This is a genomic window from Chryseotalea sanaruensis (assembly GCF_003990915.1).
GTDB classification, from domain to species: Bacteria; Bacteroidota; Bacteroidia; order Cytophagales; family Cyclobacteriaceae; genus Chryseotalea; species Chryseotalea sanaruensis.
Genome location: NZ_BHXQ01000004.1, coordinates 360,725 through 386,096, shown reverse-complemented (window position 1 = coordinate 386,096; position 25,372 = coordinate 360,725). Strand labels below are relative to the sequence as shown.

Sequence of the window (25,372 nt, the reverse complement as noted above, 5' to 3'; positions counted from 1 at the left end):
CTAAGCAGTAAGACAATTTGATTGTCTCACTGCTTATATAATCTTAATTGGGAAGCCAATAAAGAATGTCCCCTTCCAAAAGAGTTACATAAATATTATGGACGTGGCCCAACATATTTTAATTTCAAGTTGGAAATTATCCTATTGTTAGGTGCCGCTCCCCAATCAAAATTTAACGTGAAAATTTTTTCAATCGGATCATAGCTATTTATTGCACCTGCAGTATTCTTCATTGAGGCATTTCCGCTTGTTACAGTAACTTCATTTGTCCCCTCATCAACGGATAGCTTTGTTGCAGGAACCCCTCCAACTCCGCTTCCATCTTTCCATAAAGGTGCAAAGCCATTGGTGTTTCCATTAATAGTTTCAAGATCCATTGTCAAGCCATCATCATAATCGCCTCCTAGTACCGGATCTGGGCCAGCGGCCGAATTTCTAAATATATTCCCTTCAATAATCTCATACACACCATCGTATTTGTTTTTTACTACAACTGCAAGTAATGCAACACTGAAATGAGCACTTAAAATACCAGACGAAGCTGATACAATTCTTAAAGGAAGCGCAAAGTTCTTTGTCAAGTCAAATTGATCTGGATGCACAGTAATTGAAATATTGGCCTTTGTTTGTCCCTTTGGAATGGTGACTGTAAAATCATCAAAAGAAAAGTAATTATCAGGCATAATTTCATAGATACCGCCATGCAATTCATCCACCATCTGCTTGTTGTATTCTTGCAGTGCTAGTGGATCGATTGCTAATGTTAACACGATATCATTTGGATTTCCATTAGGGCCTGAAAAGCTTATCACCTGTTCAAATTCATAGGCTGGTTGAATTTCTGTAACATTGGTCCACACAGGATAGATAGCCCCTGAAGGGTTAGATGGCACTGAGGGGTCGTAAAATTCGATAATATTATTAGACCCTGAAGGATCAAGCGCATACTTATTATCATCCAGACATCCAGCAAGTAGTATACTCAAGAATGCCGCGGAAATTTTAAATAAATTCGTTTTCATAAATATTTTATTAAAACTGATTGCCATTAATTAATATCCCAAAAAATCCTCTCGGAAGTAAAATCCACTACACGATAATTTGACGCATTGAAAGATTGCTCTGATGACGGATACAAAATTCGGGTTGGTAAACGGTCAGCTCTGCTGGTCACATTTGATTTGTTTGATGCAATATCAAATGGCGGTGCTCCACCTGCTACCGTAGAGGGAAATCCTGTTCTTCGATATTCGTTCCATGCTTCATCTGATGTTATCATATTCATCGCTATATACTTCTGCGTAATAATTGCTTCAAGTCTTTGGGTGTTATCGGCAGCGGCCTCAATCTCAACCAATCTGTTTCCAGCATTATTGTTAGTGTATGCTGTAACTAAAGGAGCGGGTGCTTGTACCAAACCTCCATTTTCATCTTCATATAAGTAAGCAAAAGATGCAGTAATACCCTCATAATAAGTTTCTATGTAGTCACCAGCAATGAAACCATTTAGTTCAGCCTCTGCCTGTAAAAAGCGAGCTTCCGCTAGAAGCATGAGAGGTCTGCCCATACCAGGCCCTTTCAACACACCAGTTCCAGCAAGACCAGCCTGGTTTGAAGCCCATGTAACCTGGCCCGCCACGATAGTTGGATTACCAACTTCATTGCCCAATTGATTAATAGGTGTAGTTGGGAAATTTACAAACATTGTCTCTCCTCTTCCACTATCAGAAATTTTCGTTCCATTGTAAAAGGAAAAGCTAAATGTTGTTGGCACTCTAGAGGAGTTCGCTAATGCATCCGCGGTTGTCCTTCCCCAAGTAGCCCAGGTCGGATTTGGTCTGTTCTTCTCATAGCCAGGATTAACAACTGCATCATCTTCAAGAAAAGCTGAACCTGCTGGTGTATTATCTGATGCAACAAAGTTCAAATCCAGTCCTGCAAATCCCCCAGCGTCACCTAAGCGTACTAGAATTCTTAGCTTAAGAGTATTGGCGTAACGCTTCCAATCTAACATTTGCTCACCAATGGATCTTTCAGTTGCTGTACGGCTACCAAACAACGGATCGGAGGCTCTGGTTAATCTCAATGGGAATTCCGCGTTATCGATAATATCCATTGCCTCATCCAATTTCACCAAAAGATTCTGATAAATTGATGCAGCATCATCATACACCGGGGCATTAATACCCTCTTCTCCTTTAAGGGATTGACTATAAGGAATGTCACCGAATGCATCTACAAGTCTCTGATAATTTACGACAGTCATGATCTTTGCGGCCGCATTGTAAAAAGCAAGCTCATCAATTCCTTCTGTTTCACTTATCACATAATTTAAATCAGCCAAAGGATCTTGATAGGTATTAACCCAAAGATTATTGTAATCTGTAGGCTGCAAATTGTAGTTTAATAGATTACCAAAACCAGAAAAACCGCCTGCATTGGCAATAAATCCACCGAAATGACCTCCATAACTATTAAACTGATTTGCAATACTCGCTGAAGCTGTAATCGCCTGAGGCAACACGAGCTGTACATCAGCGGATATCGGAGAATTCGGATTGTCATTAATATCAAGAAAGTCATCACAAGAAGAAGCAGCAAAAAGAATTGAAAAGACTCCTGCCCAAATTTTTATATTCATTTTTTTCATCGCAGATCAATTAAAACGTTAATGAAAGAGTGCCGCCAATATAGCGTGCAGGTGGAGTAAGATTAATATTAGTAAATCCCACAGCATTGCTGTCTGAACCATTGGCGCTGAATTCTGGATCAGTGTACAGATTAGTTTTAGGTGTCCATATAAAGAGGTTTCTTCCCTGTACACTTACAGAGACTGCTTTGATGTATTTTGTTGGGGACAACCATGAAACCGGGAAATCATATCTTAAGGAAATTTCACGAATTTTCCAGAAGCCAGCGGAGTGAGTATAGTTTTCGCCAACACCTGTGTTACGAGATCCATCTGTCCAAAAATCAGCCCCACCTGTTGCAGTCGTAACGTTGGTATTATTAATGAATGTACCGGGGTTTTCAGAATCTTCATATACTGAATTTGGAATTACGAAGCGTTCACGATCATACCATGTAGTACGCACACCCGCTCCTGAAAAGTCAAAGGCTGTTGAGATAGCATTATAGATATAGTGACCGTTGCGATATTCGGCAACAGCAGCCAATCTGAAACCTCGATACTTAATTTCTGCTGATAACCCAAGAATATGAGGAGGTGTTGTAATGCCTACATCATGAAAAGTACCATCGTTTGATGGATATCCAGTAATTGGATCTACAATAATTTTTCCTTCAGGTGTTCTCTTGTATTCTGTAACCTGCAACAACGGGAATGGAGATCCAACTTTTGCCACAATTTGAGCACTTGTGTTTCCTCCAGGAAGTATCATTAAGTCAGATTGATCTGACAATGACACTACATTGTTTCTGTTTAAAGTATAGGTCGCTTGTACGGAAACACTCAAACCAGATGAAGTGGTAATAGGCGTGGCTCGAATATACGTTTCAATACCCTTATTCTCAACCTCTCCAATGTTTGTTCTCAGGGTGGAGTAGCCAGTTGAACTTGGAACCTGAACAGGAATAGTCTGATCAACTGTATTACTTTTATAAACCGTCATACCAATACTTGCGGAATATTTTGATAAATCAAGATCAAAACCTGCCTCAATACTAGTTGTAATTTCGGGTTGCAAATCAGGCGAAACCAATGTGTTGCCTAAAGAGAAACCACCACCAGTAGAATAGGGATAACCGTAAGCTTGGCTGAAGATCGTGTTCAATCCATAGGCATCAATGTTAACCTGACCAACTTGTGAATATCCACCTCTTACTTTAAGAGCATCTACCCAAATTGAATTATCTAAAACAGACAATGCCTCTGAGAGAATTAATGATGCATCCACCGCTGGATAAAAGAAAGATCTATTTTCCTTAGTCAAAACTGATCTCCAGTCATTTCTACCCGTGAAATGTAAGAAGGCAAAATCCTTATAGCCTAAACGCATGTCACCATAAATCCCTAGTTGAGAAGAATTTAAATTGACATTATCATCATTAAAAAGAGATCCACCACCAAGGTTAGTTAATGTATTGTTAATGTTATAAACACCACTTATAACAAGGCCGTTGGCTGATATGTAAACACTTTTATATGAGTTCTCACGCGATTGAACACCACTCACAAGAGTTAAGGAAAATGTATTAGATAGTTTTGCTTTATATTCTGCATAAAGGTCTCCAACTAACTGATTTGAAAAGTATCCTTCATCAACCACAGAACCTGGAATATCCGTTTTGGAACTTCCTGAAATAGACTTTGTGTAATCTGAAAAGGTGAATTTACCTGATGTTGTTTTACTAAAAACATTTCTTGTACTCAATCCAAGGCGAGATGTAATGGTTAGTTGCTCAATGGGATTCCATTTAAGCTCTAAGGCACCTTGAAAATAACTGTTTTTGGTTGCTGTTCTGTTATTCGCTAAAGTGAAATAGGGATTGTCATAATATTCATTGTAATATCCGTTTGGATTTGCAAATGGATTATTTTGCCAATCTTTATATTTTGTAATATCAACTTGAGCGGGTGACATTAATACATTGGTATAAGCAAAACCTGCTGCAGAACTGATATCATAGTCATTAGCAATATAGTTGGTTGAGATACCTACTCTAACCGCCTCTCCAATCTTTCTATCAGTATTTACTCTGAAACTGTACCGCTTATATTTATCCCAAGGCACTGTGGATTGCTGGGCAAAATACTGAGCCGCGGCATAGATACTTGACTTATCATCACCTGATGATATACTGAAGTCAGTTTGATTTTGAGAACCTGTTTCCCAAAAATCTGTTCTGGCATCGGTAGATGAGTAGGCAACTTGTTGAATGGATCCATCCTGAATAGGCTTCCCAATATCCCTTATTGCCCCATCAAATCGAGGTCCGTATTGCTGATTCTCATATGGAGTATAAGTTGGTGGAGAGTCTGGTGTCGTTCCGGAGCCAAACTTTTTCTGAAGTTGAGGTAAATAACTTACATTCTCGAAGGTAGTTGTACTTGATATCTTGATCTCTGTCTTTCCTGCTTTGCCACGCTTTGTTGTTACAATCAAAGCACCATTTGATGCATCCGATCCATAAAGTGCAGCGGCACCAGCACCATTAAGCACCTGGATATCTTCAATATCTTCTGGATTAAGGTTTCCAAGTACGCTACTTGGTGTGATTACATTATCCAGCACTAGAAGTGCCTGATTATTACCTAATAAGGAGCGTTGACCTCGTAGTACTACTCTATAATTCGGATTAACACCACTACTGACGGCACTAATCAAAAGCCCAGGAACCTTACCTGAAAGACCCGCCATCGCATTTGAAGCCTTACCTTGAGTGATGTCTGTTGCTTTCACAGTTGTTGCTTGGTTACCCAACTCACGTCTTTGAACAGTTAACCCCCCTGCAGTAACCACAACTTCTGAAAGTTGGGTGACATCCAGTGCAAGAGAAACATCTAATACTGCTCTTTCCCCAACCATTACCTCAGCTGTTTGCAGACCAATAAAAGAAAACACTAAGTATGCCCCTGTAGTTGGGATACTTAATTTAAAGTTACCTTCAGCATCGGTAACCGTGCCATTTGTCGTTCCTTTAACGACTACATTTACACCAGGTAAAGCACTGCCATCTTCCGCAGATGTAACTTTACCTGAGACTGTTCGCTCTTGTGCGTAGGCTGTTGCTACTAACACAAAAGTGCTAATACACACTAGTAAAAATCTCCTCATAGATTTGGTTTTAGGTTTATCAAATAATTCTAAAGAGGAAAATTTAGTATGTGCAAAAAATAGAATCGAATTTTAAGCTTTATAGAATGCAAATAAGACTAATTAGAATGCAAACACTGCTAAAAACCAAATTATTGCACAGAGCCTGAGGCAGAGACCAGCAGCTCTGATCTGCAGTTAAAGAATAATTACTAGTTAAATCACCTCACACTATGTTCTTTAACTGGTGCAAGCCAATTACGTAACTAACCAAACATAACTATGACATGCCAAAGTATCGGCTAACAAAGCCTAAGCACGATGTTATTTAAAAATATAGTTAACAGAAAAGCCCTCTTCTGAAAATATGAAGCACGGTTAAGGCTCAAAAAAAATGCCCTGTTGCAGGGCATGATTACTATAAACGACAGGCTACTTCCAACGGTGAAAATATCACCCTGATATAGACAATTATTTTATCTGAATGCGATTCTGTAAAACACTCCTTTACTTTGATTCACCCAAATCAGCATTGATTATTGACACCAGGTTTATAACTTCATCAACTTTGTTAAGCTTTATCTTATTTTTTTTAAGTACTTCGTTAAGCCTAGCATAATCTTTGAAAATGTAATACAGATCGTCTTTCGATTTTAACAGTTGTGCAGGTTTATCAAGCTGTTTAATGTAGATCTTATCTTTCTTCTTTACAAATCTCGCATTTTTAGATTCTGAGTAACTATTGGTAGCTCTTACAGCCTCTTCAAAAACCACGACCTCTTTTTGCAATACTGTAAACGGGTTGCCCTCAAGACTCTTAACAAAAAAACCTGAGTGCACTTCACCTTCATCTGTATAGAGTGTATTCACATACACCTTATCATCAAATCTTATTTCTTTTATAGTACTTACTTCAGCTACCATAAATATTTGCTTTTTATCTCTGTACTCAACAGTATTGTTGTAGAGATTAATTCTTACTGGAACATCGGTAATTGCTTTCTCATTGTTTAGCACCAATGTAGCCTCAATAAAAGACTCATCATTATAGGGATAGCCATCGTAGGCAGGGGCACCTCCACTTTGTGCAGTTAAGTTATTCTTAATAGTTAACAGATCACTGATTTTAGTATCAGCATGGCTTAGGCCTTGCGAAAACGAAAAAAAGGGGGTAAGAAGAACAATTAAAAGAAAGTGTTTCATTTGTTTTGATGTAAATGGTAGTAAAAAAAAAGGATTTGATATATAACTATATACCAAATCCTTTTTAAATAAAATAGTTTAGTTAGCCTTATCCATTAGAAGGGTTGGGTTGCAAATTCTCATTTGCATTTAGCTCTTCCTGAGGAATTGGCATTTGAAACATAGGAGATGATGCAGGAAGAGTTCTTGACTCTGCCGGGATAGAAACACCTGTACCATCTGAATAATCACCAAACGCTGATCTTGTTATGGGAAGATTCTGACGCTTTAAGTCAAACAATCTATGTCCTTCAAACGCTAACTCCAATCTCCTTTCAAGTGCAACAGCTGCATCTAATGCATTACCCGTTTCAGCAGGATCAACAAAGCCGGTGTAACGGTTAGTACGTACCATGTTTAAAGCTGTTAAAGCCGCACCATCTTGATCCAAAGCAGCATGCGCTTCAGCTTTATTCAGATAAACTTCAGCTGCTCGTAATATTTTCATATCAACAACAGCTTGGTTACTACCAGGACGCTGATACCACTTAACAATATGGTTAAAATTAAATCCTCCGAATGCACTTGTTGAAAAATAGGCATCACGTCTAACATCATTTACACCGTAAAGTTGATAAAGTGAATAGTCAGGAACATATTCTGAACGAACCCCCGTAGGGCCTGTCTGATTATATACCACGCCTACAGTTACACGATCATTGTCTGTATTTCTTGCTTTAAAAATGACATCATCCTCAGTTTCATCAGTCCAGATATCAGCAAATGAAGCTATCGGAGCAACAGTAATGCCTTCTGCAATTGCATCATCAGCTGCATCAATTGTTGCCTGATAGTCTCCGATATAGAGATATAAACGTGATTGTAAAGCGTATACACCAGCTTTATTAAGGAAACCAGGATCACTTTCACTTGCAATAAGCGGCACTGCTGCAATTAAATCTTGCTCGATGTTAGTAAAAGTATCAGCCACGCTTGGTCTGGAAGGTTTTTCTGATGATGATGTTGTAGTAACATACGGAATACCTAAATCAGACGCAGCAGCAAATTGAGGAGCAGCAGAATAAACACGTGCTAAGTCGAAATGAGCTAACGCTCTTAGTGCAAGTGCCTGTCCTTCAATGTTATTCTTGAAATCTCCATCAGGTAATTTATTGATGTTTTCAAGAACGTGGTTAGCACGCAGAATGGTATTATAACCTGCAGACCAAAAACCTACCAAAGCAATATTTCCATTGTAGTTAAAAAAGAAATAATCCTGGAAAGAGTTTCTTCCCTGCGAACAGATTATGGTATTATCTGAAATTACATCTGGTATCAGATAAAAATTACCACCATAGTAGTTACCATTTCTTAAGCTGGCATAGACACCACGGATTGCATTGCTGAAATCATCGTTGGTTACAAATGCATTTTCTACACCAATTGAATTGAATGGATCTAGCTGTAATTCGTCTTCACAGGCGGTGAGTGCACCGGCCAGCAGAAGTATGGATAATAAGTATTTTTTCATAAGAATGAGTTTGGCTGATTATAATTTAATGTTAACACCACAAGTCAAACCCTTTGTATTGGGGTATGTAAACAAGGTAAACTCACCCAACAATGTAAGGTTTGATTCATCAGAACCTCTACCCACCTCTGGATCTCCAGAAAAGTGAGGATTGTATGTCCACAAGTTTGTTGCCTGAACATAAACCTCAACGGCTTGAAGCTTAGCTTTTCTCACCAGTGTTGAAGGGAGAGAGTAACTTAACTGAACGTTTCTTAATCTTATGAAATCACCTTTTTGAAGATAACGATCTGAATCATTAATTACATTAGTTACTGCAGGTCTTGGCAGTACACCAACATCTCCAGGGTTCTTCCAGAAATTTAAAGCATCAACACGTTGATTTCCTCTTCCGCTTGAACCACCATCTGCCATCATGACGGCTTCATTTTGGTAATTATATATGTAGTTACCTCCTTGATAGTAGAATGTTGTGGTTAATCTAATGCCTTTGTAGTCAGCATTAATACCAAAGTTTCCGAAATAAGTAGGTAGCGGGCTCTTATCTTTCAAAAGCACTGCGTCATCACCATTCCAAACATTGGTAACCTGTCCTTCACCTGTTAAATATAAAGGATCTCCATTTGCTGCATCAACACCAGCATATCTTACTAAATAGTAAGAGTTTAGTTTTTCACCTTCTCTTAAAACTGAAATTCCAGAATTACCGTTAATGATATCCTCACCACCATTTTGTAAGTTCAATACCTTGTTAGAGTTAGTAGAGAACGAACCATTCAGTGTAAGGTTAAAATTAGTTGCTCTGATCAAATCATAAGACAATTCCAATTCAATACCAGTGTTTTGTATTTCACCGATGTTTTCAAGTCTCGAATTAAAACCAGTAGTCCTTGATATTGGTCTGTTAAACAACAGATCTGAAGTATTTCTGGAGTAGTAATCGATGGCACCAGAAAGTTTGTTATCCAAAATACCGAAGTCAATACCTACTCCATAGTTAAAGTTTGATTCCCACTTAAGGTCTCTGTTTTCAAGCTGAGTTGGGACTGATGTATTTTGATTATTATAACCACCAAAACCAAAAAGTCCTACCGCTGCATAAAACTGATCAGGAACGTTACCGCTGGTACCTACTGATGCTCTTAGCTTTAATTGCTCAATTAGGTCAATGCCCGATAAGAAAGATTCTTCATGGGCATTCCAACCAGCACTAGCTGACCAAAATGTACCGAACTTGTTATCCGCACCAAATCTTGAGGAACCGTCTCTTCTCAAACTGGCTGTTGCAAAGTACTTTTCGTTCATGTTATAAGAAACCTGACCGAATTGAGACCACAAGGACCACTGTGTTCTTGCTGTGTTTCCAGAAACAATTGCTGACGCATTGTTCTGTGTAACAAACTTCTTAGATGGGAAACCTTTGCTTGATAAAGTGAATGATTGCAAATCTCTCTTGATAAATTCAGTTCCGACTAATACATCAATGTTGTGCAAATCAGCTACTTTAAAGTTATAGTTGGCTGTATTTGTCCAGTTATATTGAAATCTGTCATGTCCATTATCTGTTTTGCTACCAGGAGCTAATGGATCACCCACGTAACCATCTAACACAGAACCTGGTTGTACATAATAGTCTCTTCTGTAAACCTGATAATTAGCACCTATAGTAGATTTTAAGGTCAGTCCATCCATTGGTTTATACTGAATAAAATAGCTACCAATTGTATTAAGTGTTCTCAAATTTTCAGGATTGTTTTTCAAAGCCTCTGAAATACTAAAGCCCTGACGTGTCAGGTTGTACACAGGATCGCCATTAGAATCCAGAATAGGATCACCGGTTGCAGGATTTAAGACAAACTCAGGCTCCCATGGCAGATATGAGTAAACTGCATTGAAAGGATTTTGAACATTGTTTCTGTCGCGAACGTCTTTAGAAGTAGTATTACTTACAGTCAGTGTGTTACCAATTGTTAATTTTTTAGTTACATCAAACTCAGCATTAATACGACCAGTAAGGCGATTAAAGTCAGAGCTTATTACAATACCTTCTTCATTGTAAGTACCAAAAGAGAAGAAATATCTTGACTTATCTGTATTACCAGAGAAAGACAGGTCATGCTGTTGTACAGTACCTTTTCTTAACAGTACTTCAGACCAATCAGTTTCAGGTGCTGCAAGGCTTGATCTCAACGCATCAACCTGAGCCTGAGTTTTGTAACCTACTTCTAATTCGTATTGAAGCTTTTGCTCCTTATTCATCAAATCGAAGTTGTCTTTGATTCTTTCTTTAGTACCATATTGGTATCTGTAGGTAATTTGTGGTTTTGTTTGTTTTGAGCCACGCTTTGTAGTTACCAATACAACACCATTTGATGCTCTGGCTCCGTAGATAGAAGTTGAAGCAGCATCTTTAAGAATCGAAATTTCTTCAATATCGTTAGGGTTAATTGCATTGTACTCAGAAGCTTCCATCTGGTTACCATCAATAATGAATAATGGTTCGTTTGAAGCGTTAACTGATCCGATACCTCTGATACGAATATAAGCTTGTGCACCTGGCTGACCATTCTGGTTTGTTACAATAACACCAGGGCTTTTACCTTGCAGCAGGTTGTCTATACCACCAATTGGTTGGGATTGGATCCCCTCACCTTTAACAGTAGTAATTGCTGAGGTTAGATTGCTCTTTTTAACTGCAGAATAACCAGTTACAACAATTTCAGAAAGCTGAGTAATGTCAGCTGCCATTTGAACATCAATAGTAGATCTTGTTCCTACACCAATTTCAGAGGTAGTAAGACCAATAAATGAAAAAACCAAGGTTCCGCCCTCTGCAGGCACAGAAATCTTGTAATTACCGTCAACATCTGTAACGGTACCAGCGGTGGTTCCCTTTAACACCACGTTTACCCCTGGTAAAGAACTGCCGTCTTCGGCAGATGTAACCTTACCCGTAACTGTCCGCTCTTGTGCAAAGGCCGAAGTGACCAACACAAGAGAAGCAGTAAGCAATAGTAAAACTCTCCTCATAGATTTAGTTTTAAGTTTAGATTATGTAAAGCTCAAAAATATAACAAAACGTTCAAGCGCCATAACCATTTAAAACAAAATATGGTATAGAGAAAATATTAAAATACCGAATAAAAGATTATAAAACCCTGAATTCTATCCTTCTATTGAGTTTTTGCCCCATTTCGGTGGAATTTGGGGCTATTGGATTGGAGGAGCCATATCCTTTGTAAAATACCCTCTTTTGGGGGATTCCTTTTTTTATCAAATAGGCGGCAACTGTGCTGGCGCGCCTCTCTGACAGTTGCCGATTGTACCCATCGCTGCCGGTTGCGTCCGTATGACCTCCTATTTCGATTGATGCTTTTGTGTCATTAAGTAAGAATCTCACTACCTTATCCAGCTCGGGAAGGGAGTTGGGGGTGAGGTCGTACTTGTCAAACTCAAAGAAGATATTGTTGAGAACTGTTATCGAGCCGGCTTTCACTTTTTCCAATGCTATATTTATGATAATCGGTTCTATTGATTGTTCATTGATAAAATCAAAACTTAAACTCTTGAACAAATAATCCTTTCTATTAATATAGAGTGCGTAATTGGCACCTTTTGCCAACACCATTAAGTAGGCTCCACTAATGGAATCCGATGTGGTAAAAGCCTCAAGCGTATCCTTATCTATATTAATGAGTTCTACTGAAGCTAGTAATGGTTTACCACTTTCCTTATCTGTTATAATGCCTTTAACAAAATTTGTTTGCCGCGGACGTTGAGGTTCCGGTACTACTACTTCATACAATTTGCTGAAGGACTGACCATTTTCTCCCAAAGACTCGTGAGAATAAAATGCTTTCTCTCCATCGGCAGTAATAAATAGTGAGAACTGATCTTCATGATTATTAATAGGTGCCCCCATATTAACCGGAGCTGACCACTTACCGCCAGTGCTTCTTTCTGAATAGTGTATATCGTAACCGCCAAAACCGGTGAGTCCGTTGGTCGCAAAATAAAACGTTGAATTGTTTACGTGGATGAAGGGTGATATCTCATCATATACCGTGTTAATTTCTTTACCCAAATTTCTTGCCTTGGTCCAATTACCCTTTGCGTCAAGTGTACTTATCCAAATATCTCTCCTGCCCACTCCTCCTTTTCTGTCTGAAACAAAATATAGTGTGCGACCATCTGCTGATAAACTTGGTTGAGACTCCCAATCAGAAGAGTTTACCATTTGCCCAAGGTTTTTGGGTTCAGACCATTGCTCTCCAACTTTATTGCTTTCATATAGGTCACAACTACCCCAGCCATCGCGACCAACACAAGAAGTGAATATTAGTTTTCTTCCATCCGCTGAAATGGCACTGGTGCCTTCATTTAATCCTGAATTAATATTTGCTGAAATGGAAACAGGCGCAAGCCATCTGCCTCGCTCATCTTTTTTTGATATAACAATATCTTCATCGTCTGTATTACTATTACCTTCTCTCCTTGTATAAATAAGCATTTGCTGATCCGCAGTGAGTACGGGAAAATATTGCATTACGAAACAATTAACTGTATCGCTAAGCGCCTGCTGCTTGAAATCTTTTGCCAGCTGTTGATTCTTCTTTGCGTATTCTGCGTTATCGATAATTTTTCTTGCATTATCGAAGCGGGCCTTGTTCTGAAAAGAAGGTACTTCTGCTTGGATATATTGAGTCAACAATGTTGCAGCATCTTCATAATTTCCAGAAAGAAAATAGGCTTCGCCTAACTCATACCAAAAAGCTCTGTTAAGACGCTCGTCCTTTTCAATAGCCATTCCTTTCTCAAAATACTGAATTGATTTGGGGTACTGCTTGAATGATTTAAAAGTTTGTCCAAGACGAAAATAGGCCTCAATAAAATTTTTGTCTTTTTCAATAGCCTGCTCTAGCATTTCAATAGCTTGCTTGTACTGACCACGCACCCGGAAATTATCTGCTGTATTGTAAAATTCTATTGCCTTCTTCGATTTTGTATGAAGAGCAGGTTGTGCATTTAGCTGAGTAAGGCTAATTAAAAAAACAAAAAAAATGAGTAAGCAACGCATGTGTAAATCTAAAAAACAATATTATCGATAGCAATCTCTTCACTATCAAAACGTAGCATAGCATTAAAGATTTTACAGGCTTCAAAGTCTTTTATATCATTTCGTGAAATTTCCTCCTCCTGAATTTTTTCAAACTCAAGTAATTGTTGACGCATTGTACCCTTCAATAAAGGCTGCCAAGGTGTATACCATTTATTCTCCCTTTTAAAAGCAATGTTTGCGTACGAGGTATCTGTAACCATACCTCTTTTTAAGATTAGCACATCATCGCATGCATCGCGAAGTGTAAAAAGATGATCAAGTAATTTTCGGTCGCTATACTTAAATTCGTAATTGATACGATTGTGTTCTACAATTTTTAAACTTTTAACTTCGCGAGGTTTATATTCAGTCAGTTCTATTGTTCTGCTTAAATCATCATAAATAAGTTTACATTTAAATAAACCATTTGCTTCTAATGGAATATTGCTTAACTCCTCTTCTAAATCAAAGGGCTCATCTATTCCATAGAGTGCATGCAAAGAACGTTTCATCCGTTGCTCGTGGTAAACCAGGTTCTGAAATTTACCATCCTCTACCCGTATGCTTTCAAATAACAGGGACATAAATTTTAGCTAAGGCTTCTTTATACTCTTGTTCGCAATCACTTTGTGTTGTAATGCCTCCTCCACTTCTGTAGAAGAGTTTTCCATCGTTTGCTTCAATGCAGCGAATCATTACTGCACTATCAAGATTCGTGCCGTCAAAGAAACCCATTACTCCAGTGTAAAAACCTCTATGTTCACCTTCTGCTTGCTCAATTATCTCTACTGTTTTTTTCTTGGGTGCTCCACTAATTGAGCCTGCCGGGAGTAAACGCCATATCAAGCTACCTAATCTATCTGAATAACCGAGTGGCAGATCGCCCGTAATTTCAGAGCTTACCTGCAACAAAATTCTCTCTTGTGTCTTAATTCTATCAATAAAACGAAATCGCTTCACTTCAACATTATCAGCAACTATACTAAGATCATTACGAATCAAATCCACAATAGTAACATGCTCCGCGAATTCTTTTCCATCAGCTAAAATTTTTTGTTCAGCATTTTCAACAGAAGCATCAATTGTTCCCTTCATCGGATAAGAAAATATTTTACCATCTCTAATCTTCACAAATGATTCTGGGGAGTACACCACTAACTTATTTTTGTACCAAAGTTTGTATGGTGCTGATGCTAAATTATAAATTTCCTCAAGACTTAGCTTAGTTTCAATCGCTGTTTTAATGGTAAGGTTAGTCAGAAATGAATCGCCATAAGTCAAGTGATTAGCTACAACTTGAAATTTTTCATTGTATTCATCCAGGCTAATTGGGTTGGTTTTTAGATGCAATTCTTCAACCTGTAGTTCCGAAGTCTTACTGTTTGAATATTCAGGAAATGTAACTTTTATCTCACTTTCATCCAATTCACTGAGTTTGAATGCATGGGGGCGCTTCATCTCAAAATCAATCATAAAAAAAAATGGAGTATGCGCTGCGCCCCATTCGTTTACTTGATCGATAAAATGTTGTGGTGTCATGATCCAAATCTGCAAGGCAGTCTTATGGAATGTTCATGTACTTATGGACTTGTAGTGAAACCTGCCATTGAGGGTTTGACTTCACATACTCAATAATTAGCGGTAGCATTTCTTTTTCTTTAGACCACTCTGGTTGTAAGAATAACTGACAACCTTGCCTAACCAAAGCTGCATGTTCCTCTGCCCAGAAAAAATCTGTCTTGTTGTAAATGACTACTTTCAGCTCATCTGCATTCGCGTAAATAGAAGGATGAGGCGCTTTGAATTTTTTAGGAGAAAAACACACCCAATCCCAATAGCCTGTAAGCGGATAAGCACCAGATGTTTCAATATTTGTAAGCAGGCCTTCTGCCCGTAGTGCCTCTGTTAATGGTGTAAGCTCATACATCACAGGTTCGCCACCGGTTACAACTGCTATTTTACTGCCACTTTTTGCGGCACGCTTTGCTATTTCTTTAACAGAAACTTGTGGATGAGCTTCAGCATCCCATGATTCTTTAACATCACACCATACACAACCCACATCGCAACCACCCAGGCGAATAAAATAGGCAGCATGACCTTGATAGAATCCTTCACCTTGTATGGTGTAGAAGTCTTCCATTAAGGGAAGTTCGGTTGTCGATATCGGAATTTTAATACTCAATAGAAATTTGAAACTTCAAATTTGAAATTAATTAAGGATTTCTGTTTTCGGTTGCACGTAGTGTATTTAGCAACAATGACGCGATAGTCATGGGACCAACACCACCAGGTACTGGTGTTATATAGGAAGCCTTTGCTGCTACAGCTTTAAAATCAACATCGCCCTTTAAGGCAAATCCATTTTTAAACTGAGGCCCTTCAACACGTGTTGTACCTATGTCAATAACAACAGCACCTTCTTTTACCATATCTGCTGTTATCAAACCCGGTTTACCCACAGCTGTTATCAAAATATCGGCACTGCGTGTATATGTGTTAATGTCCTTTGTGTATTTATGACAAATCGTAACTGTTGCATGGCCTTGCTCTGTTAGCATCATACTAAGCGGTGCGCCTGTTAAACGACTAGCGCCAACTACAACGGCATGTTTTCCTTCTGTTTCAATATTGTATCTGCGTAATAACTCCATTACACCAAAAGGTGTGGCAGGCATGATTAAAGGATTTTTAGAAACTATGCTGCCAAAATTGTGATTGGTAAAACCATCCACATCTTTATCGGAACGAATCTTTTCAGTTATTTTTTCAACTGAAATATGTGCCGGAAGTGGTAACTGAACAATAAAACCATCAACATCGTCATCGTTGTTAACATGGTCGATGTGCTTCATTAATTTTTCTTCGCTTATCGTATCTGCGAAGCGCATCATAGTGTAGTGAAACCCAACTGCCTTACAGGCTTTTACTTTATGATCTACATAGGTTTGGCTGGCACCATCATCGCCAACTAAAATGATAGCAAGATGTGGCACTTTTTTATTCTGAGCTTTACGTTCAGCAACCTTCTTCAAAATCTCATTCTTTATATCGGAAGAGATTTTACGACCATCGATTAGTGTGTATGTTGTTGTTTCTGTCATTGGCTACAACTTTTTAAGAGCTTACTATTTTTTCCTTTCCCCAACTACAAGGATTGTATTTCGGCCTGTGAGGACACAGACCGAGGTGAAGGTTGGGAATTAACGTTACTCAATCTTCAAAATCGCCATAAAAGCTTCTTGTGGCACCTCTACCGTACCAATCTGGCGCATACGCTTCTTACCCTTCTTCTGCTTTTCTAACAATTTACGTTTTCGGGAAATATCACCACCGTAACATTTTGCAATTACGTTTTTACGAATAGCACTAATGTTTTCACGAGACACAATTTTTTGTCCAATCGCAGCTTGAATAGCAATCTCAAACATCTGACGAGGGATCAATTCTTTCAATTTCTCGCAAAGCTTTCTCCCCCACTCTTGTGATTTGCCGCGGTGAACAATAGCACTTAGCGCATCTACCTTTTCGCCATTTAACATGATATCAAGTTTTACCATGTCTGATTCGCGGAAACCTATTAGGTGATAATCTAATGAAGCATAACCGCGGGAGATTGACTTAAGCTTATCAAAGAAATCAAATACAATCTCTGATAGAGGCATTTCAAAACTCATTTCTACACGATCTGTTGTCAGGTAGTTTTGATTAAGGATAATACCACGCTTATCCATACACAAGCCAATGATAGCCCCAATGTATTCTGCTTTACTAATTATCTGTGCTTTGATGTATGGCTCTTCAATGTAATCCATTTTAGTAGGATCAGGCATTTCTGATGGAGCATTGATATCAACTTGCGTACCATCGGTTAAGTAAGCCTTGAATTGTACAGACGGAACGGTAGTAATTACCGTCATGTTAAATTCGCGCTCTAAACGCTCTTGAATAATCTCCATGTGGAGCATACCCAAAAATCCACAACGGAAACCAAAGCCAAGTGCGGCTGAAGTTTCTAATTCCCAAACAAGAGATGCATCATTCAACTGCAACTTCTCCATAGAAGCACGCAGTTCTTCAAACTCTGTTGTATCAACGGGATAGATACCGGCAAACACCATTGGTTTTACTTCCTGAAAGCCACCCAATGATGCTCCCGGATTTATCGCATTGGTGATAGTATCCCCTACATGAACTTCCTTGGCTACTTTTATACCTGATATTAAGTAACCTACATTACCTGCACTGATTTCGTTGCAAGGTTGTTGATTAAGTCTTAGGATACCGATCTCATCGGCACCATACTCTTGCCCTGTGCTTACAAACTTTACTTTTTCTCCCTTCCTAATCGTGCCATTCACCACACGGAAAATAACTTCAATACCTCTGAATGAATTGAAAACAGAGTCGAAAATCATTGCTTGCAATGGCGCCTTAGGATCTCCCTTTGGTGCTTTAATACGATGAACCACTGCTTTAAGTATATCTTCAATACCAATACCTTCTTTACCACTGGCGTGGATCACGTCTTCGCGTTTACAACCAATCATTTCCACAATTTCATCCGTTACTTCTTCGGGCATGGCATGTGGAAGATCGATTTTGTTTAACACCGGAATAATCTCCAGGTCATTTTCTAGGGCCAGGTATAAGTTGGAAATTGTTTGGGCTTCAATGCCCTGACTAGCATCAACGATTAAAAGCGCTCCCTCGCAGGCCGCTATTGAACGAGACACTTCATAAGAAAAGTCAACGTGACCAGGGGTGTCAATCAGGTTTAGGACATAGTCTTTACCATCCAGTTTATAGTTCATTTGGATAGCGTGCGACTTGATTGTAATACCTTTTTCACGTTCCAAGTCCATGTTATCAAGCACTTGTGCCTGCATTTCACGGTCTGTGACTGTCCCTGTAAACTCTAATAAACGGTCAGCTAAAGTGCTTTTACCGTGGTCAATATGGGCTATTATGCAGAAATTGCGGATGTTTTCCATTGCTCCCTTCAAAAACGATTTTTCGGACTGCAAAAATAGCTAAAGAAGGGCTTTTCAGACGATTTTGTCTGGCTTATATTTTTATGTGTAGTATGGCCTTAAATTCTAGTCCATTACTCTTTAGTGCCAACGTAAAACCATGGAGTTTTACAATCTGATCGCAAATCCAAAGCCCCATGCCTAAACCAGAACTGAGTTCACCTGATTTGTTGAATTCCTGAAGAAAAACTGTTGGATCTGGAATGGGGTTACTGATGGGATTACTGACTTCAATCAAAATGTCATCCCCTTCTTTAGTGAGTCGGAGAACAACTGTTGAATGACGCGGGGAATATTTAATAGCGTTTTCTACCAGATTTACTATGATGGTTTCCATCTTATCGGCATCTACATTAACCTCAAAGTTTTCCACACCATCATCAATCATTAGTTGAACAAGCGTTTTGTAAGCATCGCTGGTATATTTGATCTTTTTTAATGAAGCGTAAATCAACTCATCTAAACCTTCTTTTGATTTTCTGATACTCAACACCTCCGCCTTAAGCTCACTAATAAGAAGGAAGTCATGGATGACACGCTCTAAACGCTCCACCTCTTGCAATAAAGAATTTATTCGAGTTGGTGCGGCTTCGCTATTTGCTATGGTTAATTCGGCTTTCATCACAGCAAGTGGCGTTCTCAACTCATGTGCCGCTGAGGCAAAGAAATTTGTTTGTGCGTTGGCCGACTGGCGAATGCGTTCTAACATACTATTGATTGATTCAGCTAGCAGCCTGCTCTCATCGTTTGTTTGTGGTAATGGAATCAGGTTAATGTCTTTAGATGAATTAACAAAAGAAGAAGCCAATGCAATTTTCTTTATGGGTTTTAAAATCCAGCCTGAAACAAAATACACCAGAACGCCAGCTGAAGCGATGGCCATAATTATAGCCGCAAATAAATAAAACTGAAGTGAGTTGAGTTGTTCTTGGAATACTGTTCCACTTCGACCAAGTGACAATATAAGACTAGCATCTTGCTGCTCGAGTGCTCTGCGCACATTTACAATTTCAAGAGTATCGGTGTAGGTGATGTCTTGCCAAAACTCCAGCATGTCCAATTCTGGAAAATCGGGAGAGCTAAATATCGTTTCAAACTGAATTGATTTCTGAAACTGTAGCTTCATAACAAAGCCTTCCGCAGGAATTGGAATAGTGATTGGATCAAGTCGGACCTGACCTAACAACTTTTCTGCTTCAACATTAAGCTCTCTTTTATTTGTCTCTACTAAAGCAGCTTCGACTTTCTTGTACACAAGCCAATGCACCGGCAAAATCACAATTAGAAAAACCAGAAAGAAGAGGATGGCGGTTTTTGCTCTAATGCTTTTAAAGAAGTTCAAAGTCATTGTCGAATCAATTCTCCTTCAATATAATAACCCATACCCACTTTGGTGCGAATAATTGTGTCCGCCAACTTTTTCCTGAGTTGCGATAGATGAACTTCGATAACATTACTACTCATATCGAAGTTTACCTCCCAAACTTTCTCAGCAATTTCAGTTTTTGATAAAACCCTATTGCAATTAATTAAAAGTAGCTCAAGCAACATGAACTCGCGCTTGGTGAGCATCAACTCATTTTTCTGAAGCATCACTTTTCGACTAATTAAGTCCATCTCCAAATCGCCAACTCGGTAATAGGTGTAATTACGACTTCCCGGTTTGCGCGTAACAGCACGGATGCGTGCCAAAAACTCACCGAAGTCGAAGGGTTTTTTAATATAATCGATAGCTCCCTTATCAAGTCCTTCAATTACACGTTCTGAATTATTTAACGCGCTGATGATAATTACAGGAACCTGAACATTAAACCTTTTGAGATTATCCAACACTTCAAAACCACTTTGACCCGGCAGCATTACGTCAAGCACTACTAAATCGTATTGGTTTACGGATGCCATTTCCAAACCCTCACTACCATTAAAAGCAACATCTACCAAATACCCCTGCTGAACTAAACCATTTCGCAGATGTTCATTGAGTCGTGGCTCATCTTCTATCAATAGAATTTTTAACATAATATTTAAGGCAACTGGTTTAATAAATATGTTTTGTCACCAATCTCTATTTTATAAGGCGAAACAATACGATAGTTCTTCTTATACACTTCACCATTTTTTTTAATCCTCTCTTCACCTGAGATTTTAATTGGTAGTCCACGCTTCAATAATGAACCAATCTGCTTTTCAAAACGGCTATCAAATTCTATATAAAATTCATTATCAACAATAAAGTTAATAATGCTTCCCCTATCCGACCTCACAATTTCTTTGATCTTGCCTTCAAGATACACCCATTGATGATCATGTTTCCCATCTGCACCACCAAAAAAACCACGCTCTTCAATGTATAAAGTATCCTTGCCTTGTATAATGGCATGCAATTCGGGAGCCATACTATCATCTGGTTGGCCCTTTCCTCTTTCTGCACTATGATAAATTATTAGGGGCTCTTCGGGCTTGAGAAATTTTTGGACTTTTGCCGCATGGGTGGCTGGAAATGAGACTGCAAAATCACCTTTTGCACTGCTAAACTTGACTCCAATACAAACGTGATTCTGTTTAAAAAGATATGACTTTAACATTCCCTCACTTTTTACAATTTCATAAGCATAAAATAATTCAGTAAAGGAAAGTGGATAAGCGTATCCATCACCCCTCACTATCTCCTCCCCAACAAATGAAAACTTATCGTTGACGTTATAATATTTAAATGGATTAAAAAATCTCCCGATCAAACCGAGAAAAGCTACATTTCCATTATCAAGCTTTACAGCTGATCTAAACTCATCTCTAACATAAAAACTTTGAATTGTTTCTTCCAAAAAAACCGTGGAAGTAACTTTTTTGGGCTTTTCATTACTTTCGATGAACTTTTTCCATTCTCCTTTCCACCAAATTTCCTGAATGGTCTGTTTGTTGAAAAACCAATAATAGGCATCACTCTGTTTCCTATGCGTCACATCATCTTCTATAATATCCAATCGTATCAGGGCTTTAAACTTTAAGGTGCTACCAACTTTAAAGTCGTTAAGCATGAATTGACCATATTGGGGATAGAAGTGAAAGCGGCTTTCTTTGCCATTAATCTCAACACGTATATGCTCATAGGCAAAAGAATAGCCCACTTCATAGGAAAGTAATTTACCTTCAAATTCGCGCGGCTCCCATTTAACCTGCGCTGAAGTACATAGGTACATGGCAGAAAAAATAAGCGTTAGGTGAATTTTAAACTGTTTCATGTTTAAACTATGTGTTGGTTTACACTACAACATTAAGCAACCCACCTAAAAACTTACTTAAGTGTAGATTAAGTTTTCTTAATAAGGATTTTGAATTTTTCATCTTTCATTTTTATGATTAATTTTAATTATTAAACTTTAACTTATATGAAAACAAAACTCTCGTTGTATTCAATTATTATTTGTTGTCTACTTGTGCTTGATGGTCACTCACAAGGTGGCTGGTTAAACGATTTTGAGCTCGCTCAGACAGTAGCCAAAGCCGGCAATAAACTTATTCTCGTTGATTTCTGGGCTACTTGGTGTGGACCATGTAAAAAAATGGATGCAGAAGTATGGAGTACAGCAGAAGCGCAAAAAATAAAACAAAACTTTGTTCCGTTAAAGATAGACATCGATAATGAAAGAGCACTGGCCTCTAAATACAACATACGTTCAATCCCCAATTTAATTCTTATGGATTATAAGGGAGAAGTTATACACAGTTACGTGGGTTACAGTTCAAAAACTGATTTAATGAATTTTATTGAAAACATACCCGCAGATGCTTCTGCATTGAATAGTAAAATAGATTTAGATGAAAAACAGGAACTTAGCTATACGCAAACTATCAATATTGCGCTTGCCTATCAGGATTTGAGCAAGGCTGTTAAGTATACTTCTCTAAAATTTTCATTCCTTCAGGAGAGCGATAAATTTCTTAAAAAAGCTACTAAAAAAACCGCTAACGAAGTTGAATTAAATGAGATTAAACTTTGGTCATCGTTAAATAGTGTAATAAGAGGCAAATCTAAAAAAGTAATTTCAAGTCTTACTGAGGAAAAAAGTAAATATGAAAGCACCCCTAATGAACCACTTTTAAATTTTGTTCTTCTATGCGCTTATAAGGACATTGGTGATAAGGTTGCTTATGATGCAACACTTGCATCGTTAAAGTCTAAGCCTGAAGGTGAGCGTTTCGCGAAATTAGTAGACTAAGAATCAATAATAAATTTTTATTATAAAAAAGGCTGCCTCAAAAATGAGACAGCCTTTTTTGTTAAACAAATTCTAACTTAATTAATCTTAAAAATTCCTTTTACTCCTATTTTGCATTCTTCACATACTTCTCTAACCAAGTATCCATTTCCCATAACATATGCAACAAACTTTCTTTTGCCTGGTAGCCATGACTTTCGTAAGGCAATAGCACAAATCGCGCTGTAGCGCCATGCCCTTTCAATGCATTGTAAAAGCGTTCTGTTTGCACAGGGAAGGTGCCTGAGTTGTTATCCGCTTCACCATGAATCAATAAAATGGGTTCTTTAATTTTATCTGCAAATGAGAAAGGGCTCATGTCGAAATACACTTGTGGCGCTTCCCAATAGGTTCTCTCTTCTGCCTGAAAACCAAAAGGTGTTAACGTTCTGTTGTACGCGCCACTACGTGCAATACCGGCTTTAAATAAATCAGAGTGCGCCAATAAATTACCTGTCATAAAAGCACCATAAGAATGCCCACCTGCTGCAACTCGGTTCGGGTCTACTACGCCCAATGAAGCACCATAATCAATAGCCGCTTTTGCACTCGCCACTAATTGCTTGATGTAAGTATCGTTAGGTTCTTTATCGCCTTCACCGATAATTGGAATAGAAGCATTGTCTAAAATAGCATAACCCCGCGACACCCAGTAAATAGCACTACCCCAACCAATACGTGGGAAAGTGTAAGGGGAACCCTTCACCTGACCTGCATTGGCAGACGATTTAAACTCTGCCGGATAAGCCCATAAGAAAGTTGGCAACGGACCATCTTCCTTTTTATAATTGGCAGGAAGGTATAAGTTGGCGGTAAGATCAACTCCATCATCACGCTTATACTTTAGTACTTGTTTCTTAACCTCCTTAATTGAAGGGTAAGGATGCGCAAAAGTAGTAAGCTGTGTTACGGTCTTACCTGAACGTATATAGTAATTAGGATTTTCTGTCAGAGATTCGCGTGAAGTAATGAAAATATTTTTCTTTGGATCCAACACTGTACTTACGCTTTCATAGTAAGGTGCAATACATCTCCACAATCTTGTTTTTTTACCAGATGTAAGTTCCATTTTATCAAGAAAGGGCATGTCACCTTCGGGAGATGAACCATCGCCAGATAACCAAATTGCATTTTCACGAATCATCATTACTGACCTGCCATAGCTATTCCACTCTGTCATTACATTGCCCGGATCGGTGTACACATCTTCGTTAGAACGATCTTCAATTAATTTAACAGCTTTGGTACTCGGGTTAAGTTGATGTGTTCTTGTTTTGCGGTCAGCCCACCAGTTTTCGTATACCCATGCCGTATTGGCATTACCCCAGGTAATACCACCATAACGAAGCGTTAGCTTGATCAATTCATTAGGTGTATTGGTAAAAGGTGCTGCCTGCTCAAAAACTTTATCTCGAATATCAGCTTTGGCTTTAGGATCGCCACCATCCTGTGCTTCAGCCCAATATAAAGTTGCAGGAACATCGCTTCGCCAGTTGTGTGCACGTGGTCCAGTAGCCACTGAGTTAAAACCTGTAGGCAAATTATCAACCAACGGAAGATCAACAATAGCCTTCACTAAACTTCCTTGTTTATCGATAACATTTACCTGCTGCGGAAAACGACTGAAGGGAACGATATACGAGTAAGGCTTATGAAGATTTCTGGTTAGTAAATAGTTGCCATCAGGTGAAGGATTAACCGATGTGTAGACCGCAGGTTGGCCAAGCAAAGTCTCTGCACCAGTAATATTTTTTAAAACTATTTGAGAGGTTGCATAATAATCAAATGCAGTTTCATCATAAGTATTTTTCAACAAATCCTGATACGTTCTGTTTGGTGCTTTCTTACCAAGGTTCTCTTCAATAGTTGGTCCTGCCGGCACTCTTGATTTTTCTGTAAGTGCTTTTCTTCCATCGGGCACAGCTGTGAATACAATATGTTGTGAATCTGACAACCAGCTGTAAGCATTCCCAAAAATGGCATTGACACGTTTCTCACTTAGTTTACTCGCAGTGAAAGTACTCAGGTCAATCATCCATAGTTCAATGCGATCTGCACTATTTTGCAAGAAAGCCATCTTTTTTCCGTCAGGAGAAAAAGATGGTGATGACATTAAAAGAGGTGAAGGCAATGCTTTAACCTCGTATTCTTTTTTATCGCTAAGGTTTTTAAACTTAATGCCGATTAGGTAACGCTGACGGCTTTGGCCGTTGTTGCCCGGATCAATGCGTAATCCAGCCAACCGAAGTTCAGGTCGTGACAATTCTTCTATGGTTGGATAATCTGAACGATCCAATAATACCATCCATTTTTTATCTGGAGAAAAAGTAACAGCGGGCGTTAATGGTGCCTCTAATAATTGCGCTAGCGCATCGGGCGGTCTTTGATAAGCTGTGTTATCCTGAGCTTGTGCAAAGGATATCACTGCAAACAAAATAAGGTAGATTATTTTTTTCATTTTATGTTGGTTGACATTAGTTTACTAAAAGTAA

At 38.6% G+C, this 25,372-nt stretch carries 17 protein-coding genes; 1 reads left to right on the top strand and 16 read right to left on the bottom strand.

The window, feature by feature from the left end:
• Positions 1 to 95: 95 nt before the first annotated feature.
• The 15 genes from SanaruYs_RS12405 to SanaruYs_RS12335 form a co-directional block, all read right to left on the bottom strand.
• Positions 96 to 1,022: a DUF1735 domain-containing protein gene (locus tag SanaruYs_RS12405; RefSeq protein ID WP_160118654.1), complete on the bottom strand. Its 927-nt coding sequence runs from the start codon at positions 1,020 to 1,022 to the stop codon at positions 96 to 98.
• 26 nt (positions 1,023 to 1,048) lie between these two features.
• On the bottom strand, positions 1,049 to 2,641 hold the full coding sequence (locus tag SanaruYs_RS12400; RefSeq protein WP_160118653.1) for a SusD/RagB family nutrient-binding outer membrane lipoprotein: 1,593 nt from the start codon (positions 2,639 to 2,641) through the stop codon (positions 1,049 to 1,051).
• Between the two features lie 19 nt (positions 2,642 to 2,660).
• The gene (locus SanaruYs_RS12395; protein WP_127122878.1) at positions 2,661 to 5,798 is read right to left on the bottom strand and encodes a SusC/RagA family TonB-linked outer membrane protein; all 3,138 of its coding nucleotides are present in this window, start codon (positions 5,796 to 5,798) and stop codon (positions 2,661 to 2,663) included.
• A 486-nt stretch (positions 5,799 to 6,284) separates the two neighbouring features.
• Positions 6,285 to 6,980: a hypothetical protein gene (locus SanaruYs_RS12390; RefSeq protein WP_127122877.1), complete on the bottom strand. Its 696-nt coding sequence runs from the start codon at positions 6,978 to 6,980 to the stop codon at positions 6,285 to 6,287.
• Positions 6,981 to 7,068: 88 nt separating this feature from the next.
• A complete protein-coding gene (locus tag SanaruYs_RS12385; RefSeq protein ID WP_127122876.1) occupies positions 7,069 to 8,490 on the bottom strand; it encodes a RagB/SusD family nutrient uptake outer membrane protein in 1,422 nt (473 codons plus the stop codon).
• Between the two features lie 18 nt (positions 8,491 to 8,508).
• On the bottom strand, positions 8,509 to 11,520 hold the full coding sequence (locus SanaruYs_RS12380) for a SusC/RagA family TonB-linked outer membrane protein (RefSeq protein ID WP_127122875.1): 3,012 nt from the start codon (positions 11,518 to 11,520) through the stop codon (positions 8,509 to 8,511).
• Positions 11,521 to 11,638: 118 nt separating this feature from the next.
• On the bottom strand, positions 11,639 to 13,567 hold the full coding sequence (locus SanaruYs_RS12375; protein WP_127122874.1) for an OmpA family protein: 1,929 nt from the start codon (positions 13,565 to 13,567) through the stop codon (positions 11,639 to 11,641).
• An 8-nt stretch (positions 13,568 to 13,575) separates the two neighbouring features.
• Positions 13,576 to 14,172, bottom strand: a complete 597-nt coding sequence (locus SanaruYs_RS12370) for an aminotransferase class IV (RefSeq protein WP_127122873.1) — start codon at positions 14,170 to 14,172, stop codon at positions 13,576 to 13,578.
• Positions 14,156 to 15,127, bottom strand: coding sequence for an aminodeoxychorismate synthase component I (locus SanaruYs_RS12365; protein ID WP_127122872.1), 972 nt, complete (start codon positions 15,125 to 15,127; stop codon positions 14,156 to 14,158). The genes SanaruYs_RS12370 and SanaruYs_RS12365 overlap by 17 nt, the downstream gene beginning before the upstream one ends.
• Positions 15,128 to 15,149: 22 nt before the next feature.
• Complete coding sequence (locus SanaruYs_RS12360) at positions 15,150 to 15,731, bottom strand: 7-carboxy-7-deazaguanine synthase QueE (protein WP_127122871.1); 582 nt, start codon at positions 15,729 to 15,731, stop codon at positions 15,150 to 15,152.
• A 73-nt stretch (positions 15,732 to 15,804) separates the two neighbouring features.
• Positions 15,805 to 16,692, bottom strand: a complete 888-nt coding sequence (locus SanaruYs_RS12355; RefSeq protein ID WP_127122870.1) for a bifunctional 5,10-methylenetetrahydrofolate dehydrogenase/5,10-methenyltetrahydrofolate cyclohydrolase — start codon at positions 16,690 to 16,692, stop codon at positions 15,805 to 15,807.
• Positions 16,693 to 16,797: 105 nt separating this feature from the next.
• Positions 16,798 to 18,582 (bottom strand): translation elongation factor 4, encoded by a 1,785-nt coding sequence (lepA, locus tag SanaruYs_RS12350; protein WP_127122869.1) that lies wholly within the window; start codon positions 18,580 to 18,582, stop codon positions 16,798 to 16,800.
• Positions 18,583 to 18,655: 73 nt separating this feature from the next.
• A complete protein-coding gene (locus tag SanaruYs_RS12345) occupies positions 18,656 to 19,969 on the bottom strand; it encodes a HAMP domain-containing sensor histidine kinase (RefSeq protein WP_127122868.1) in 1,314 nt (437 codons plus the stop codon).
• Positions 19,966 to 20,640, bottom strand: coding sequence for a response regulator transcription factor (locus SanaruYs_RS12340; protein ID WP_127122867.1), 675 nt, complete (start codon positions 20,638 to 20,640; stop codon positions 19,966 to 19,968). Before SanaruYs_RS12340 ends, SanaruYs_RS12345 begins: the two co-directional genes overlap by 4 nt.
• 5 nt (positions 20,641 to 20,645) lie before the next feature.
• Positions 20,646 to 21,863: a hypothetical protein gene (locus SanaruYs_RS12335; RefSeq protein WP_127122866.1), complete on the bottom strand. Its 1,218-nt coding sequence runs from the start codon at positions 21,861 to 21,863 to the stop codon at positions 20,646 to 20,648.
• A 147-nt stretch (positions 21,864 to 22,010) separates the two neighbouring features.
• Between SanaruYs_RS12335 and SanaruYs_RS12330 the strand changes: the two genes are divergently transcribed.
• The gene (locus SanaruYs_RS12330) at positions 22,011 to 22,841 is read left to right on the top strand and encodes a thioredoxin family protein (RefSeq protein WP_127122865.1); all 831 of its coding nucleotides are present in this window, start codon (positions 22,011 to 22,013) and stop codon (positions 22,839 to 22,841) included.
• Between the two features lie 106 nt (positions 22,842 to 22,947).
• On the opposite strand, the gene SanaruYs_RS12325 is transcribed toward SanaruYs_RS12330, so the two are convergent.
• On the bottom strand, positions 22,948 to 25,338 hold the full coding sequence (locus SanaruYs_RS12325) for a S9 family peptidase (protein ID WP_127122864.1): 2,391 nt from the start codon (positions 25,336 to 25,338) through the stop codon (positions 22,948 to 22,950).
• Between the last annotated feature and the right edge of the window lie 34 nt (positions 25,339 to 25,372).